This window comes from bacterium (assembly GCA_023230585.1).
Taxonomy (GTDB): Bacteria; Ratteibacteria; UBA8468; order B48-G9; family JAFGKM01; genus JALNXB01.
Map to the genome: position 1 here is coordinate 70,330 of JALNXB010000004.1, position 15,628 is coordinate 85,957.

Sequence of the window (15,628 nt, forward strand, 5' to 3'; positions counted from 1 at the left end):
TTTATTTATGTTTCTCTTTTAAGCAATCTTTAATAATATCTTCAATATTATACTCAATCTTATAGTCAATCAGGTTTCTAATTTTTGTTGTGTCAGGCACCCTTCTCTTCATATCTTCAAACCCTTTCTTATAGATATCTTTGGGGTCAATAAACAAAATTTCAGATTTGCTACCTGTTATTCTAATTATTGTTTCTGCAAGCTCTTTAACAGTTATCTCTTCAGAACTACCAATATTAAACACATCTCCATATATCTCTTCTTTTTTTACAAGTTGAAGCAGAGCGTTTATAACATCTAAGACGTGCATAAAACATCTTGTCTGTTCTCCAGAACCAAAAACAGTAAGCGGGTTGTTGGCTAACGCTTGAGATATAAAACGCGGAATAACCATACCATACCTTTCGCTCTGACGAGGTCCAACTGTATTAAAAAGCCTCACAATAGATATAGGAAGGTTCTTCTCCTCAAAAAAAGCAAAAGCAAGAAATTCATCAATAGCTTTTGCGCAGGCGTAACTCCATCTTTTCTTTTTTGTGTTCCCAATTATTATATCAGCATCTTCTGTAAAAGGAACTCTGTCGTTCTTGCCATAAATTTCTGAAGTTGATGCAACTAAAGTTCTTTTCATAAAGGAAGCAGATGATTTTAATACATTGTAAGTACCTTCAACATTTATAATAACTGAATCAACTGGGTTTTCCATTACTCGTTTAACCCCCACAACAGCTGCAAGATGAAAAACAAAATCTACTTCCCTTATCATTTCATTAAGGATTGCTTCATTTAAAATTGTATCAATTGTAAGATGAAAACCTTTCTTTTTTATTAAATGTTCTACATTGTTAAGGTTTCCTGTCGATAAATCGTCTATTACAAAAACCTCGTTACCTTCTTTCAATAATCTTTCGGCAAGATGAGAACCAATAAAACCACATCCACCTGTAATTAGATATTTCATTTTCGCTCCAGATGTTTTTATTCTCTGTTTTTATTTCTACTATTATACATTTTAATAAAAATATTTGACAAAAATAAAAAAAAACCTTTAAATATATGTTGATAATTTAAGTTTCTGTTTATAACTTAACAGAAATTTTTGGTTAAGGAGGTGAAATATACGGTTATTCAAAAATAGCCAATTAAATTCAAATGAGAAGAAAGAAACGCAAACTAAGATGGCGCTCCAAAAGAGCTAATCATAGAAAAAAAGGTACAATGGGTTAATCCCATTTTTATATATTTTTCTACTAAATAAATAACGAACTGACAGAAGTTTCAAGGTGAGTTCTTTTTATAGCTTCAGCAAGTAGTTCTGAAACTGTTAACGTAGTAAACTTATCAGGCAGATTAGAGGTTGGAATAGTATCTGTTATAATAATCTCTTTAATTGGAGATTGAAGTAAATTAGCAACCGCTTCAGCCGAAAATACAGGATGAGTACAGGTGGCATAAACTTTTGAAACTTTGTGCTGGAACAGAATATGAGCTGCTTCAATAATTGTGCTTCCGGTTGAAATTAAATCGTCAACAATAACCGCTTCGCACCCTTTTACGTCTCCAATTAAATGAACTGTTTCTACTTGATCTGGAGACAGTCGTCTTTTATCTACAATAGCAAGAGAACCGTTTAGCCTTTTTGCAAACGCTCTTGCTGTCTTAACACCTCCAACATCAGGTGCAACAACTACCACTTTTTTAAGTTTCTTCTCTAAAAGATATTTTACAATTACCGGAGCAGCAAAAAGATGGTCAACAGGTATATCAAAAAAACCTTGTACTTGTGGAGCGTGAAGATCCATTGTTAACACTCTGTCAACACCTGCTGAAACAAGCAGGTTGGCAACAAGTTTAGCTGTTATAGGAACTCTCGGTTTATCTTTACGATCTTGGCGAGCGTAGCCATAATATGGAAGAACTGCTGTTAATCTTCTTGGGGAGGCTCTCCTTATAGCGTCTAAAGTTATAAGCAACTCCATAAGGTTTTCGTTCACAGGAGGGCATGTCGGTTGTATTATAAAAACATCTTTACCTCTTACGTTCTCTTCTATCTTTATTCCTATTTCACCGTCTTTAAATTTATAAATCTCAACATTACCTAAATCTTTGTTGAGGCATTTTGCAATCTTTTTAGCAAGGTTTAAATTCGAACTTCCTGAAAACAACAAGCAATTATTCATTGTTATTCCCCTTTAAAATTAGTTCAACTCTTTTAAAATCATCATCTGTGTTGATACCGAGACATTCTTCTAACTTGTCTGTTGTGTAGGTGTCAATTTTTTTACCCTCATCGTACAATATTTTAATAACATCAGTTAAGTAATACTCTCCCTTTACTTTATCTTTTTTTACCTTCTTTAGAGCGTTAAAGAGTTCAAAAGAGTTAAAAATATATATGCCTGAATTAATTTCTTTAATTTCTTTTTCTATATCGGATGCGTTTATCTCTTCTACAATAGAATGTACCGAACCTTTAGAATCTCTTTTTATTCTTCCGTACCCAAAAGGGTCATACATAGATACGCTAAGAATCGTCCCAACATTCTGGTCTTGCCTATGTTTATCAATTAGAGAAGAGAGGGTTTCTTTACTTATTAGAGGAACATCTCCACAGAGTATTAAAACGTCACCATCAAACCCGTTTAAATTTTTGTCTGCTTGCAATACAGCGTGCCCTGTTCCTAATGGATTTAGTTGTTCTGCATATTCAACATTTTTTTCTTTAAGAATCTCAAAAATTTCCTCTTTTTTATACCCAACAATTATTACAATTTTTTCGGGTGAAAGTTTATCTATAGTATCGATGATATAGAGAAGTAATGGTTTATTTAAGAGTTTCCTAGCAACTTTTTGAGTTTTTCCGCCAAGTCGTTTTCCTCTACCTGCTGCTAATATTATAATAGCAAGTTTTTTTTGCATAATGGTCCTGATTGTTTTGTGGTTAATGAAATGTTATTTGACAAAAGGATGCTGCCCGGCGAGGATTTGAACCTCGAATATCGGATCCAAAGACCGGTGTGTTACCATTACACTACCGGGCAAGAATAAGAATCTTTTTAAAATAGAACAAAAATCATAAATTTATAAAATTTCTTTATTTTTTTGATTCAAAATCGTACTCTTCAAGAACTTTGCTCTGCAGATACTCACGAAACTCTGTTTTTATTGGATGAGCTAAATCCCTATGATGTTGTGAAGGCACAACATCTTTTTCTATTATAGGATTTAAACCAATGCCGCAAGAACCGCAAAACTTGTTTGTTACGGCATTTTTAAAACCGCATTTTTGACAATCTCTTTGCATTTTCTTGCTTGGCATAGCAACAAAAAGTCCTTTTTTACCTTCTATTATTCTAATATCTCTGACTACAAAAACATCATCAAAGGTAACAGATGCATAAGCTCTTAGTCTGCTGTTTGGTCTACCTACAAGAGAAATTCTTGTTTCAGTAATCTCCATTATCCCTCCTTTCTAAGAAGTTGTTACACTGCAAGCTACCAAGCTTTTCCATCCTTTAACTGTTACTTCTTCGGCTTTCTCTTCAGCTTCCTTTTTAGTTTTATATATAGCAAAGAGAGTACCGCCACTACCTGATAAAAATATTCTTTTACCAGTACTTCTTTCCAAACTATTCTTCACCTCCTTTATTTTTGGATATAGGTTGTAACAGCTTTCAGATAACCTATTTTCAAGCAGTTTCTCAAGATTCGAGATATTTGAGTTGTTAACCAAACTAAGTATCATTTTAATTTTTTCAGAAGCTTTTGTCAAATCTCCTTTAACCCCCATTCTATCCATATTCATATAAACACTTTTTGTAGAGACAGGAAAGTTTGGAATAAAGAGATTATAAAACAGCGGTTCTATTGTTTTTACATCTTTAACCTGTTCGCCAAAACCTTCTATTATTGCTCTTTTACCTGAAATAAAGAGAGGTACATCTTTTCCTATAAGTGCTGCTAAATCAAGAAATTCTCTTTCGTTAGGCTTTATTTTGCAATCTTTTAAAAGAACTTTCATAACTGTAGCAGCATTAGAACTTCCACCACCTAAACCGCTACCTGGTGGAATATTCTTAAAAACTTTAATATCAAATTCTCCCTGTAGAGCACACTTGTTTTTTAGAAGTTTCAAACTTTCAGAAACACTATTCTGTTCCGGTATCTCCCAATCAGATATAAAAGTAACACTATTTTTTTTAACTTTTTCAATCTCAATCTTATCTTGAAAACTGATTATATCAACAAAGGAGATAAGAGGATGAAAACCCTGTTGTGGAGGTCCAACTTCTAAAAAAAGATTAATTTTTGCTGGTGCTGAAATTATCATTCTCGCTATTGTTCTTTCCTGTTTTTTGCTACTTTCACAAGGGCTGGTCTAATAATTTTACCGTTCAAAATGTACCCCACCCTATCTTCTGCTAAAATATAGTCTTCTTCAACATCGTTGGTTTCAACGATTTCTGATGCCTCATGTAAATTTGGATCAAATTTAACACCTTGTGAAGTAATCTTTTTTACGCCTACAGATTCAAGAAGTTTTAAAAATTCTGTCCCGAGCATTTGGACACCTTGTTGGATAACATCATTAGAAGAATTTTTATCCATCTGTTTTAACACACTTTCAAATATATCGTTAAAAGGAATTAATTGACATATAAAATTTTCGAGCCCAAATTGAAATATTTCTCTTTTTTCTTTCTCTGTTCTTTTTCTGTAATTTTCAAATTCTGCGGCGGTTCTTAAGTATTTATCTTTAACTTCTAAAAACTCTTTCTGACTAGAGAGTAGAGATTTTTCTGCATTTTTCAATTTTTTTGAGTTTTCTCGCAGGTTGTGTAAATCTGTCTCTCTAATATTTATTATTTTTTCTACTTTTTTACGCATCTTATTACCACCTCTAAGAAATCAAGAAAAAACAACTTTAAACCTAACTACTTGATAAAACCCATACGCCAAGGAGGCCAATATATAAACAATGCCTTGCCAACCATTTTGTCTGATGAAACAAACCCAAAATAGCGGCTATCTTTACTATTTATACTGTTATCTCCAAGAACAAAGTAATTAGATTTAGGAATTTGTATCTCTTCATTTTCTTCAAAATATCCTAAGCTATAATAGTATATTTCCCCAATAGTTCCATCAGTTATTTTTTCGTCGTTTATATATATACTCCCTTCTTTTATCTGTAGCCTTTCACCGGGAAGCCCTATAAGACGTTTTACAAAATCACGTTTAGGGTCTTCTGGATATTTAAAAATAACAACCTCACCTCTTTTAGGTGGCCTAATTTTATAAATTATATTGTTTGATAATAGACGGTCGCCAATTTTTAAAGTTGGATACATTGAAGAAGAAGGAATTCTAAAGTTACCAATAAATATAAACCTGATAATAAGAGCAATAGATACCGCCCAAATTAAAGATTTAAGCCAATCTGCCCAAACTGATGTTTTCCCTTCTTTATCTTTTTTTTTCATTTCTCCCTCAAGTTTACAATATAAAATATAGATTTTACCTTTTTAGAAGAATTAATGCAACCGTTTTTTTAAAGTTTCTATATATACAGAGGTATAATCTGATACCATTTTTTCTAAGCCAAAGTTTTCTTCAACCCGTATCTTTGCAGAAATGCCTGTTTGATGTCGTATTTTTTTGTCTTTAATAAGCATTATTATTTTATCGGCAAGCTGAACATAACTTTTAGGTTCAACAACAAACCCGCTTATATTATTCTCTATAATGTAAGGTATATCAGCAACCCCAAAAGCTACTGTTGATTTTCCGTATTTCATTGCTTCAAGAAGACTAACTGGAAACCCTTCCCAGAGAGAAGGTAGAACAAAAATATCAAAAAGTTGGATAAGTTCTTCCACATCAGAACGAAATCCAGTAAAAATAAAATTTTTAATCAGCCCTCTCTTACCAATTTCTTGTAAAAGAGAATTTTTTAAAGGTCCTTCGCCCGCAATAAGAAAAAAAGTGTTTGGGAACTCCTTTAATACTCTCTCTGCACCCTTTATCAGATAAATATGTCCTTTGGCTGTTTTTAAATTACCAACAGTTCCAACAAGATAGTCTGATTTTTTTAAGCCAAAAGACTCTTTATTTATTGTGGGTTGAACCTTTTCATTAGAAATACCGTTTGGGATAACAATTATTTTTTCTTTAGGTATATGGGCTTTTTTTATAAGTACTTCTCTACCAGAAAAAGAGTTAGATATAATCAAATCTGCCCAGATAGAAGTAAATTTATCTACCTGCCAATGGTACCATTTACGCCAAACATCAATACTTCTTTGTGAAGATATAACTAAAGGGGTTTTTAGAAGCAACCCGGCAACCCTTCCAACCAAATTGCCTGCAAAAAGGAAGGAATGTATAATATCTGGGTTTTCATCTTTTAAATATTTAAGAAAGAGGAAAAAGGTGTATGGTTTTTTTTTAAAACTGAATATATAGGTTTTTATATTTCTTTTTACCAATTCGTCAGTAAATTTACCAGTTCCTTTTATGGCAAAAATTATCGGTTTTTCAAATAGATTTAAATTGAGGTTTTCAAGCATCAGTAGGAGCATTTTTTCTGTACCTCCTATCTCTGAACTTGAAATAATGTAGGATATTTTTATTTTTTTATTTTCCATAATAGGGTTTCAAATCTAAGGAGGGAATACCCCTTTTGATTTTTTCATAGGCAAGCAACCCATTTATTCCTGCTCTGGGAAAAAAGTGATTTTTAGCTACCTTAAAATTCTTAGTATTTTTAACTCTTTCATTTAAAAGAGATACACCAGGTCCAACTATTAAAAGATTTTTAAGCAAGTCGGTCTCTAAAATTTCTTCAATAGTTTTTTTTTCAGGCAAATAACTACTTTTATAATAGAACCGTGAAGTGAAATAAGAAACATAAAGTTTACCACTATAAGCATTAATCAAATTTATTGCAGGAAGGTTCAAATCTTTTATACCAAAAAAAATAGATTGAGGTAAAGATATAGAATATATTCGGGTTCTATCGCCTTTAGCAAGCCCCAAGGTAAATGATAATCCACCTCTTGTGCCTGTCCAAGAACCTGGACCGTTTGAAACAACAAAATAATCTATTTCTGATAAAGCAATATGTGATTTTTTAAGAAGGTTAAGCAGGTTTGGAGTTAATTGACCAGAAATGTCAAAATCGTTGAAATAGACTTCATATTTAATTTCGTTGTCTTCAAGAAATGCTAAACTACCAATCTCAGAAGTAGTTTCCAAAGATAGGATTTTCATTTACTTTACTCGGCTTAAAAGTTTAGAAATAGTCTTAGCATCAAAATTTGTATTAGAACCAATATTAAATTCGCTTGCAAGACTAAATTTAGCTGTCCCTAAGGGCACTTTACTTTCTAGGTAGACAGGTACTCTTTTATTGTCTGCAGTAATCCAAATATCCATTTTACCTTTAGTAAAGAAACCCGCATCAGATTTTGCCTGAGGTTCTACAATAAAAATATCTCTAACACCATAATTAGGAATATTTTTTTTGGCTCTACTTTTTCTGTTTATAATTAGGTCCCACATTTCTCTCAACACTACAGGGACCGTAAAAACTCTTTTTGTATTAAAATCGAGGGTTCTTACCATATAAAAACTTGATATTCCATCGTAGGCAGGATTTGTTAACTTTACAGTTTGGGTTTTTGTAGAATAGATTTTACCTTTTCTATATTTCCTTAACCTCCATCTGTAAGTATCAGAGTTCTTATTAAAATATAAATCTAAAATATCTTCTTTATCTCTATTTTTAGTATATTGATAATAATAACAAGGTAGTAATGTTTCTCTATCTATATAAGCATCTATCCTGTAATAACCCATATTCATATTTGCAAGGACACCTTCTGGAACAGTAACAGCTACAAGATGGTATATATCTCCATAGTTATTTTTAGCTTTTTTTGAAGCAACCAGAGCTTTTCCTACCTTCATAAAGTTCCAGTTAACATTATAAATAAGACATTCCCCACTCCACCTTTCAAAAAATTCTTTTTCCGTAGCATAAGGGTCCAAAACCGGTGTAGGAACTACTGGTTTTGGTACAATAACAGGTTCTTCTTTCTTTGCAATTACAACAGGGGGTTCTTCCTCAACTATTACTTCTAAAACTTCTTTCTCTTCTTTTGGGGACGCAATAACGGTAGGTTCAGAGGGCTCTACTTTTACCTCTTCAATTTTAACAACAGGTTTTTCTTTTTTAACAACCGGAATCAGTTCTTCCTCGACAGCCGCAAATTTTTTCTCATCAAAAACCGTATCTTGAGGATGAAGGTCTGCTTTATGATGTTCCTGGTCTTCTTCAATACATTCGCCTAAAATTGGTGCTTCAGTAATCTGCTGAGAAAGTTTTTCTTGACTCCGTTGACTTGACCTCCAATCTTCCTCATAACAGACACACCCAGACAAAAACATTAAAAAAACAAAAAGAAGTAAGCATTTAGACGCTTTTTTCATTATTATAATATGTTTGATGTTTTAAAAACAAGTTCTTTAATTTGGTTTTAGTTTGATAGTAAACTTAGTAAAAACTTTACCATAAATTTCACAAACTGTCAAGAGAACGAATTATGCCATAATAAATCTATACGAAAAGAAATCTTTGCGCCAAATAGAAATCTATACAAAACTATCTTCCTAAACAAGAAAATAGGGAGGCAGTAAATGGAGTCAGAGAGACTAACGATGAAAGAGAAAGGCAAGGATAAATACGAGAGATTACCTTGCATATCATTCCGGACTTGATCCGGAATCTCGTTTTTTCTACCACTTCATAGGTGACAAAATGGGACGGGAGAGAATTTCCCCCTCTAATTGCCTCTCCTTTTGGGGGAGAGGAATATAAAGTGAGGGAGTCTTTTGCTTTTAAATCATTTGATTTTGGGAAGTCTGTTTAAAGCCCCCATTCCGTCTTTACAAGGACAGACAATTCTCTCGGAAGTTTCCAACCAAAGAGGGAGGGGTACAAACAATATATCAAACAGTACTTCTTTTATTTAAAATAGATTTTTCTGCTTCTTCAAGGACTTTCAAAACACGTAAACCCTCTAAACCATCTGTTAAGGGGGTTTTACGGGTTTCAATACACTCCACAAAATGCTCAAGTTCTAACCTTAGAGGTTCACCTTTCTCTACAGGTATAACTTGACTTTCAGATTTTTGTGCAACAGGTATTTTCCCGTCTATCCATTCAATTTGGTGTGGATATAAAAACAGTTTTTCTTGTAAAGTGTCATCAAAAACTAGCATCCCTTTAGAACCTATAACCACAAGTTTCTGTTCCTTAAACGGGTTTAACCAATTTACTGAAATATGGCTCTTTACACCCGTTGAAAATTTTAATGTTATGACAGCCATATCATATATCTCTTTTTGAAGATAAGCGCCAGCAAAAGAATCTATTGTAACCGGTTCTTCTCCAGCAAGAGAAAGAACAACTGATATATCGTGTGGTGCTAAACTCCATAAAACATTCTCTTCTGTTCTTAATTTACCTATATTTAGACGGTTAGAGTAGATATAATAAATTTCCCCAATAACTTTTGAGGTAATAAGTTCTTTAAGTTTTTTTACAGCAGGATGGTAATGTAGGATATGTCCAACCATAAGGATTCTTTTGTTATCTTTCGCAACTTCAAGCAGTTCAGCACCTTGCTCAACAGTTAAAGAGAGAGGCTTTTCTACAAAAACATCTTTACCTGCTTTTAACGCTTGCTTTGTAAACTCATAATGGGTCACAGCAGGGGTAGCAAAAGCTATACCTTTGATTGAAGGATTACTCAACATTTCAGATAAAGATGAAATATAGTGTGCGTTAGGGAAGTTTTGCTTAAATTCAGATAAAACAGCAGGGTTAGAATCACAAACAGTGTGTAAACTACCCATTTCATAAAAATTTCTAAAAATATTCTTACCCCAATATCCTGTTCCCACAAGCCCTATAATTTTTTTCATAAGATCCCTTTAAAAGATTGACACTCTAATATACTACAATTATAATACTACAAAAGACGAAATAAGTCAAAAAGAGAGGGATTACTATTAAAACCATTGAATCTATTGTTAAAAAAGAGTTTTGCACTGCTTGTGGTGCCTGTTTTGCTGTCTGCCCACAAAATGCTATTACATTTAATGAGACTCTTTTAGGGGACATACTTCCTTCAATTAATAATGAAAAATGTTCAAATTGTGGGTTATGCCTGAATGTTTGCCCAAGGGCACACTTTCAGGCGTTATTTGACAGAAGTTATGACGATAATTTTGTAGGAAACTCCACAAAAAGTTTTGTTGGTGTTTCATCTAACCAAACTATTTATAACAATTCTCAAAGTGGTGGGGTTGTTACTGGTATTATCTCTTCACTCTTAAACGAGGGTATGATAAAAGGCGCTATTCTTGTTTCAATGGATAAAGGTTCGCCTCCAAGACCTTCCTGCATATTAGCATCAAAAGAAGAGGAATTGATATCTGCACAAAAATCAAAATATAGCCCTATTCCACTTCTTACTTTTTTTAAAGAGTGTAAAAACTTAAATTATCCTTTAGCAATAGTTGGGCTACCTTGCCACTTTCACGGGTTATACAATATTTCAAAAATATTCCCTGAGGTTTCAAAGAATATAAAATATAAAATTGGGCTTATATGCGGTGGAGTGATGCTATATTCATCTATGGATTACCTTATAAGAAAAAGTGGAGAAAGATTTTCAGGCAAATGGGAAATAATTTATAGAGATAAATCTGCAGGTGGATACCCGGGAAATATAAGAATTTCAGATAATAATAGAACAGTTATCTTAAAAAAAAGATATAGAATCTCTATAAAAGATTATTTTATTCCTCCAAGTTGTAGGATATGTTTCGATAAAATGAATATATTTTCTGACATTACCGTTGGTGACCCTTGGGGGATAAAAGGTTTTGATTATAAAAACGGCAGTTCTGTTTGTGTAGCAAGAAACCAGATAGGAAATGAAGTTATTGAAAACGGAATAAAAAAAAAGTACTTGAACTTACAAGAAATTGCTTACAACAGAATAATCGAAGGACAACAGATTCAATTAAAGAAGAAAGAATTGAATGAATATTTGAATGCTTGGTTAACTCTCAAAGGCGAGGTTCCCAATTATAGTAATCTTTTTAGGTTTGAAAACAATTCAAGTGAGAACTCTTCTTATTTAGAAAAATTAAAGTTTTCTTTTTATATAAACCAACTATCTTCTCTTGAACTTGCTTTTAATGAGATTGATAAGAAGATACATAAAAAAGAAAAATTCAGGATTTTAAAAAACTTACTTAAACCAAAGGAGTAGAATGGTTATAATGGTTCACGGGGTTGGGTTTGTAAATAAAGGGGCAGAATTGATGCTACATTCAATTTTAAAGAAGGTAGACGAAAACCTTTCAAATGTTATTTTTGTTATGAAACCAACAAAAACGGAAACACCAAATAAACTTAATGATTTAAATATCCGACCTATATATAATCAAAATTTTTTCCAACGAAAAAACATTATAACCAATAAACAGGTTGATATAATACTTGATGCTTCTGGGTTTGCTTATACCGATAAATTGGGAACTTCTTATACAAAAAAAATGGCTTCTTTTCTTGCGAAAAACACACATATAGGGTTAATAATGTTGCCTCAAGCATTTGGACCGTTTACTTCTCTTGATATTAAAAAAGCTTTCTCTTTTATTGCCACAAGAGCAAAACTTATTTATGCAAGAGATAAAGAGTCGTACAACTATCTCACAGAACTTGTCGAGCAAAAAAACAATATAAGAAAAGCATCTGATTTTACTAACCTAACTGATGGTATTTTTGATTCAAAATATGCTTCAAAAAAAGACGGTATATGTATAATTCCAAATAATCAGATGGTTGCAAAAACTGATACCAAAACAGGAGAATTGTATTTACCTTTTCTTAAAAAAATATTAAAAGAATGTCTACTTCAGAATGAAAAACCTTTTATATTAATTCACGGTAGTGGAAAAGATGTACAGCTGGCAGAAAAAATCACTTCTGGTTTTTCTAAAATAGATATAATAATTGAAGAGAATCCTTTGGTTGCAAAAGGTTTAATAGGTAACTCAAAAGTTCTTATTAGTAGCAGATACCACGGTATCATAAATGGGCTTTCTCAAGGAGTTCCTACTTTTGGAACTGGATGGAGCCATAAATACAAGGAAGTTTTTAATGATTACAATTTTAATGAAGGACTTTTACCATTATCATATACTGACAAAGAGATTAAAAATCTTGTTGGTTATTTTAAAGATACCTTTAAACTTAAAAACTTGCAAAAATTGCTAATAGAAGGTTCATTAATTCAAAAAAAGTTGACTGAAAATATGTGGGATGAAGTATTTGCTGTTTTAAAAGGTATGAAAGGGTAAAATGAGTTTGTCTTCTTACTATGCCCTAAATGAAACAATCACAATCATATTTTTATTCACAAACCTAAGTAGGCGCTATGTTGAGTATCATACTGCGTTTCCAGTATTTCTGGTGTTAAAGAAAACTCTATCAATTTTAAGTCAATAAAAGTTGTTGTACAATTTTAAAAAATAAACACGATAAGCATTAAATTCTTTTAAAGACGTTTAAAATATGTCGTAAACAGTAAAAAAACATTACACCTAAAGCCTAACCCACTCTTTAGGTATTAAATCTCGAGTATCTATATTAAGCATATTAAACCACTTTTTGGGGGCTATAACAATTTTTTGAGGATATTCACATAGCCAAGCCCCCCACCAACTAAAAGAACTATTAGCCATTATATGATATTTACACTCTTTCATTAATCTTAAATCTTCAAAACCTTTTAATGAACTGTTAAATGATATAAAATTACAAGGTAAAGATGTTTTAAGATTGTTTTCTGCCCACAAAATATCGTCAGAGAAAACAAAAATTTGAGGATTTAAAACTCTTGCCTTTAAAAAATCTATTGCTTTTTTATAATAATCTAACCCTAAAACACCGTGTTTTGGATTAGTCACATAGTCTCCCCTTCTTATGTGCAAACTAACAGAGTTTGTTTCATTAATTTTTTTAATCATTTGAATACTGTTTTCATTTGGCTCACATTTAAACGTAAATTCTTTTCTAATTATTGAAGATATCTCTTTGAAATAATTTTCTGATTGCCAATACCCTACAAGAAAAGAACTTCTTTTAATCTTCAAAATATCAGGGTTGTATGTAAAATAAGGTTCTTCTATAATTTTCCTTTCGTACCAAGGGATTCTTCTTTCTTTAATTTTTCTATTCAATTTTGTGAGTATTTGCCAATTGTTTGGTTTTAATAAAGAAACTTCCTTTTTTGTTGCATAAACTCCACTTATATTAAAAGAGTCCAATTCATAAGAACGAATATTTTGTTGGCTGAAATAAGAAATTTCAAGTTTTAAAGGCAGGTTAGTTCTACACGCAACGGCTTTTGCAGTTGCATATTGAAACATCTGATTTCCAAGCCCTCCGAAAATTTCCACTATTATCATTACATAGCCACTTTTTTGTGCGCTAAAACGTGATATCCAAAACATAAAAGTTTTGAAGAATTTTTATCTTTTTTTTCTATCAGGGAAAGAAATAAAAGCAGTATATTATTAACTAACCCCATAAAAGGCACATATCTAAGAGAAGTATAGTTTTTTGTTACTGAGGAAATCCGTCTTACTTCTTGCGCAATATATGAAAAATAGTTTCCATTAGGAATAATTTCAATTATTTCAAAATTTGATTCTGGCAAATGGTGCTCAAAAAAATATTTATTATACCCAGAATAAAAATGGTAAGGTGCAAAATGAGTTAAACTACAGAAAGGTGCAGTTATAATAAGATAACCGTTATTTTTAAGTAGTCGTGAAAATTCTTTGATTGCTTTTATTGGGTCAGGCAAATGCTCAAAAACTTCTATGCACATTATAGCATCAAAAGAACCATCTTTTTCTGGAATAGATGTTATATCAGAAATTATATCAATTTCTGAAGTATCCCATTTTTCTTTTTGTAGTCCTTCCTGATTTCCCTTCCCTTTATATTGGCAAAAATCCTGAGACACATAAGTTAGGTGCGCACAAAACTTTTTATATTTACATTCACCAGCTCCAGCGTCAAGTATTCTACTTTTTGAGGGGATTTGAGATAATATATTTTTTATCCATTCTTCTCTGTTAGATTCGTTCTCTTTTCCAACTCTATTAAGAAACATATCTCATCACTCCTTTATAAAATGGAAGCAACCACAACCGTAATTTTGCTCACAAGCCTGAACAGGTTCTGCATTAATGATCATCCCAATACTTCCCGCATTGTCTGGTATTAAAGAAATTTCTTTCAATTTTAAGCCAGAAAAAAGTTGTTTGACCATCTCCAAGGAATAGACACGATGGCGTTAAATTCTATTCTTGGGCGACCTGAAATAGGTACTACAAACAATAATTGTCCTTTTTTTGCCATAACCCGTTCAATCTCTTTTGCCCCCTTGATATCTCCTGAGGAATCTATTGTATCACCATATCGCCCTAACCCTATATGTTCAAGGACATGAAGACAGGAGATACTTTCAATAGAATTATCTGGAAACGGCAATGAAGAAATATCGGCGTGCTCAGAATGTAGGTTTGATAACTTTAAATCTGCAGGACGAAAGTCATAAAAACGAAATGGAATGAAAGCAGACGTTATAGAAACAAACCTTAAACAAGAACCTATATCAATATGCTCCTTAGGACTGGTCAGAGCAAGAATTCTTGCTGCCCAGGCAGTATGGTATAAGTAATGTTCATCAAATGAGGTGTTGGAAGTAGAGTCGTTAAGACAAGGGTATCTATCTTTAAATTTAACACTAAATCTTGTATCATTATTTTTTCTAAAAATGCAAAAATCTCTATAATAATTAATTTTTTTCTTTATGATAGTTATCTTTTTTAATATCTTTTTTACTTTTTCCATTTTTTATAATCAACGAATATTGTATTTATGTAGGTATTAGAAAAAAAGCAGTAATTTTTTTAACCTATGTTAAATTACTTTTAACTATTATACATTTTTATCAGCACGAGTAAACTTTTTAATAACCTTGACAGAGTCCCCAATTCTTGTCTCTATCCCTTTAAAACCATAATATTGCTCAGGTTTTAGCACTATTTCCATTTTTGCTCTACTCATATTATTATCAATGTTAATAAACTTATCCAATACAGTTGGGAACAAATTGTACTCATTCAAAACCTTCATTTTACTTTTAATTATGCTTGCCCTATATTTTTCGTAAAATTCATTCGCCATAATAGTTTCTATTATTTTAACAGCCACAGACGGTTTTTTTATATCTATACAGACCAAAGAATCTTTTGAAAAGTAGGAATATACATTGCTTGCCCCAGAATATATTGGATACGCCTCCCCAAGAAAAGCATCTGACAGTTTCTCAGAAAAGTAATCGTCATAACAAGAATTTTCCAAAACCACGTGATATTTATAAGGAGCGATGGCGTCCCATTTATCTTCTATTTCATTAATACCTCTTCCAAATAAATCTATCTTATCTTTAAAATATTCTTTTAAAAAAAA

General features: G+C 32.0%; 17 protein-coding genes and 1 tRNA gene. 2 read left to right on the top strand and 16 right to left on the bottom strand.

Features of this window, described 5'->3' with window-relative positions; all coding sequences use genetic code 11:
* Window position 1: 1 nt before the first annotated feature.
* The 12 genes from M0P98_01855 to M0P98_01910 form a co-directional block, all read right to left on the bottom strand.
* Complete coding sequence (locus M0P98_01855) at window positions 2–961, bottom strand: GDP-mannose 4,6-dehydratase (GenBank protein MCK9265622.1); 960 nt, start codon at window positions 959–961, stop codon at window positions 2–4.
* A gap of 289 nt (window positions 962–1,250) precedes the next feature.
* Entirely contained in the window at window positions 1,251–2,180 is a 930-nt protein-coding gene (locus tag M0P98_01860) for a ribose-phosphate pyrophosphokinase (GenBank protein ID MCK9265623.1), read from the bottom strand.
* Window positions 2,173–2,919 (bottom strand): sugar phosphate nucleotidyltransferase, encoded by a 747-nt coding sequence (locus M0P98_01865; protein MCK9265624.1) that lies wholly within the window; start codon window positions 2,917–2,919, stop codon window positions 2,173–2,175. The genes M0P98_01860 and M0P98_01865 overlap by 8 nt, the downstream gene beginning before the upstream one ends.
* Before the next feature lie 51 nt (window positions 2,920–2,970).
* Window positions 2,971–3,041 (bottom strand) — tRNA-Gln (locus M0P98_01870).
* 53 nt (window positions 3,042–3,094) lie between these two features.
* Window positions 3,095–3,460, bottom strand: coding sequence for a SpoVG family protein (locus tag M0P98_01875; protein MCK9265625.1), 366 nt, complete (start codon window positions 3,458–3,460; stop codon window positions 3,095–3,097).
* Between the two features lie 12 nt (window positions 3,461–3,472).
* Complete coding sequence (gene ispE / locus M0P98_01880; GenBank protein ID MCK9265626.1) at window positions 3,473–4,330, bottom strand: 4-(cytidine 5'-diphospho)-2-C-methyl-D-erythritol kinase; 858 nt, start codon at window positions 4,328–4,330, stop codon at window positions 3,473–3,475.
* Window positions 4,331–4,335: 5 nt separating this feature from the next.
* Window positions 4,336–4,887, bottom strand: a complete 552-nt coding sequence (locus M0P98_01885; protein MCK9265627.1) for a nucleotide exchange factor GrpE — start codon at window positions 4,885–4,887, stop codon at window positions 4,336–4,338.
* 47 nt (window positions 4,888–4,934) lie between these two features.
* Window positions 4,935–5,483, bottom strand: a complete 549-nt coding sequence (gene lepB, locus M0P98_01890) for a signal peptidase I (protein ID MCK9265628.1) — start codon at window positions 5,481–5,483, stop codon at window positions 4,935–4,937.
* A gap of 51 nt (window positions 5,484–5,534) precedes the next feature.
* The gene (locus M0P98_01895; GenBank protein MCK9265629.1) at window positions 5,535–6,647 is read right to left on the bottom strand and encodes a glycosyltransferase; all 1,113 of its coding nucleotides are present in this window, start codon (window positions 6,645–6,647) and stop codon (window positions 5,535–5,537) included.
* Complete coding sequence (gene tsaB, locus M0P98_01900) at window positions 6,637–7,272, bottom strand: tRNA (adenosine(37)-N6)-threonylcarbamoyltransferase complex dimerization subunit type 1 TsaB (GenBank protein ID MCK9265630.1); 636 nt, start codon at window positions 7,270–7,272, stop codon at window positions 6,637–6,639. Before tsaB ends, M0P98_01895 begins: the two co-directional genes overlap by 11 nt.
* Entirely contained in the window at window positions 7,273–8,493 is a 1,221-nt protein-coding gene (locus tag M0P98_01905) for a DUF3108 domain-containing protein (protein MCK9265631.1), read from the bottom strand. It lies immediately after the preceding gene.
* 519 nt (window positions 8,494–9,012) lie between these two features.
* On the bottom strand, window positions 9,013–9,990 hold the full coding sequence (locus tag M0P98_01910; protein ID MCK9265632.1) for a Gfo/Idh/MocA family oxidoreductase: 978 nt from the start codon (window positions 9,988–9,990) through the stop codon (window positions 9,013–9,015).
* A 356-nt stretch (window positions 9,991–10,346) separates the two neighbouring features.
* Between M0P98_01910 and M0P98_01915 the strand changes: the two genes are divergently transcribed.
* The gene (locus M0P98_01915; protein ID MCK9265633.1) at window positions 10,347–11,348 is read left to right on the top strand and encodes a Coenzyme F420 hydrogenase/dehydrogenase, beta subunit C-terminal domain; all 1,002 of its coding nucleotides are present in this window, start codon (window positions 10,347–10,349) and stop codon (window positions 11,346–11,348) included.
* A 1-nt stretch (window position 11,349) separates the two neighbouring features.
* Window positions 11,350–12,441, top strand: coding sequence for a polysaccharide pyruvyl transferase family protein (locus M0P98_01920; GenBank protein MCK9265634.1), 1,092 nt, complete (start codon window positions 11,350–11,352; stop codon window positions 12,439–12,441).
* 243 nt (window positions 12,442–12,684) lie between these two features.
* Here the strand turns inward: M0P98_01920 and M0P98_01925 are convergent, their stop codons facing one another.
* The 4 genes from M0P98_01925 to M0P98_01940 form a co-directional block, all read right to left on the bottom strand.
* Complete coding sequence (locus M0P98_01925; GenBank protein ID MCK9265635.1) at window positions 12,685–13,551, bottom strand: alpha-1,2-fucosyltransferase; 867 nt, start codon at window positions 13,549–13,551, stop codon at window positions 12,685–12,687.
* Entirely contained in the window at window positions 13,551–14,264 is a 714-nt protein-coding gene (locus M0P98_01930) for a class I SAM-dependent methyltransferase (GenBank protein MCK9265636.1), read from the bottom strand. Before M0P98_01930 ends, M0P98_01925 begins: the two co-directional genes overlap by 1 nt.
* A 131-nt stretch (window positions 14,265–14,395) precedes the next feature.
* Window positions 14,396–15,007 (bottom strand): DUF268 domain-containing protein, encoded by a 612-nt coding sequence (locus M0P98_01935; protein MCK9265637.1) that lies wholly within the window; start codon window positions 15,005–15,007, stop codon window positions 14,396–14,398.
* Between the two features lie 87 nt (window positions 15,008–15,094).
* Window positions 15,095–15,628: glycosyltransferase family 10 (locus M0P98_01940; protein ID MCK9265638.1), on the bottom strand; the 534-nt coding region annotated here is incomplete at its 5' end.

Bases quoted from the DNA above. Each gene is read 5' to 3' on its own strand.
- M0P98_01855 (MCK9265622.1), bottom strand. From the start codon at position 961: ATGAAATATCTAATTACAGGTGGATGTGGTTTTATTGGTTCTCATCTT.
- M0P98_01860 (MCK9265623.1), bottom strand. From the start codon at position 2,180: ATGAATAATTGCTTGTTGTTTTCAGGAAGTTCGAATTTAAACCTTGCT.
- M0P98_01865 (MCK9265624.1), bottom strand. From the start codon at position 2,919: ATGCAAAAAAAACTTGCTATTATAATATTAGCAGCAGGTAGAGGAAAA.
- M0P98_01875 (MCK9265625.1), bottom strand. From the start codon at position 3,460: ATGGAGATTACTGAAACAAGAATTTCTCTTGTAGGTAGACCAAACAGC.
- ispE (MCK9265626.1), bottom strand. From the start codon at position 4,330: ATGATAATTTCAGCACCAGCAAAAATTAATCTTTTTTTAGAAGTTGGA.
- M0P98_01885 (MCK9265627.1), bottom strand. From the start codon at position 4,887: ATGCGTAAAAAAGTAGAAAAAATAATAAATATTAGAGAGACAGATTTA.
- lepB (MCK9265628.1), bottom strand. From the start codon at position 5,483: ATGAAAAAAAAAGATAAAGAAGGGAAAACATCAGTTTGGGCAGATTGG.
- M0P98_01895 (MCK9265629.1), bottom strand. From the start codon at position 6,647: ATGGAAAATAAAAAAATAAAAATATCCTACATTATTTCAAGTTCAGAG.
- tsaB (MCK9265630.1), bottom strand. From the start codon at position 7,272: ATGAAAATCCTATCTTTGGAAACTACTTCTGAGATTGGTAGTTTAGCA.
- M0P98_01905 (MCK9265631.1), bottom strand. From the start codon at position 8,493: ATGAAAAAAGCGTCTAAATGCTTACTTCTTTTTGTTTTTTTAATGTTT.
- M0P98_01910 (MCK9265632.1), bottom strand. From the start codon at position 9,990: ATGAAAAAAATTATAGGGCTTGTGGGAACAGGATATTGGGGTAAGAAT.
- M0P98_01920 (MCK9265634.1), top strand. From the start codon at position 11,350: ATGGTTATAATGGTTCACGGGGTTGGGTTTGTAAATAAAGGGGCAGAA.
- M0P98_01925 (MCK9265635.1), bottom strand. From the start codon at position 13,551: ATGATAATAGTGGAAATTTTCGGAGGGCTTGGAAATCAGATGTTTCAA.
- M0P98_01930 (MCK9265636.1), bottom strand. From the start codon at position 14,264: ATGTTTCTTAATAGAGTTGGAAAAGAGAACGAATCTAACAGAGAAGAA.
- M0P98_01935 (MCK9265637.1), bottom strand. From the start codon at position 15,007: ATGGAAAAAGTAAAAAAGATATTAAAAAAGATAACTATCATAAAGAAA.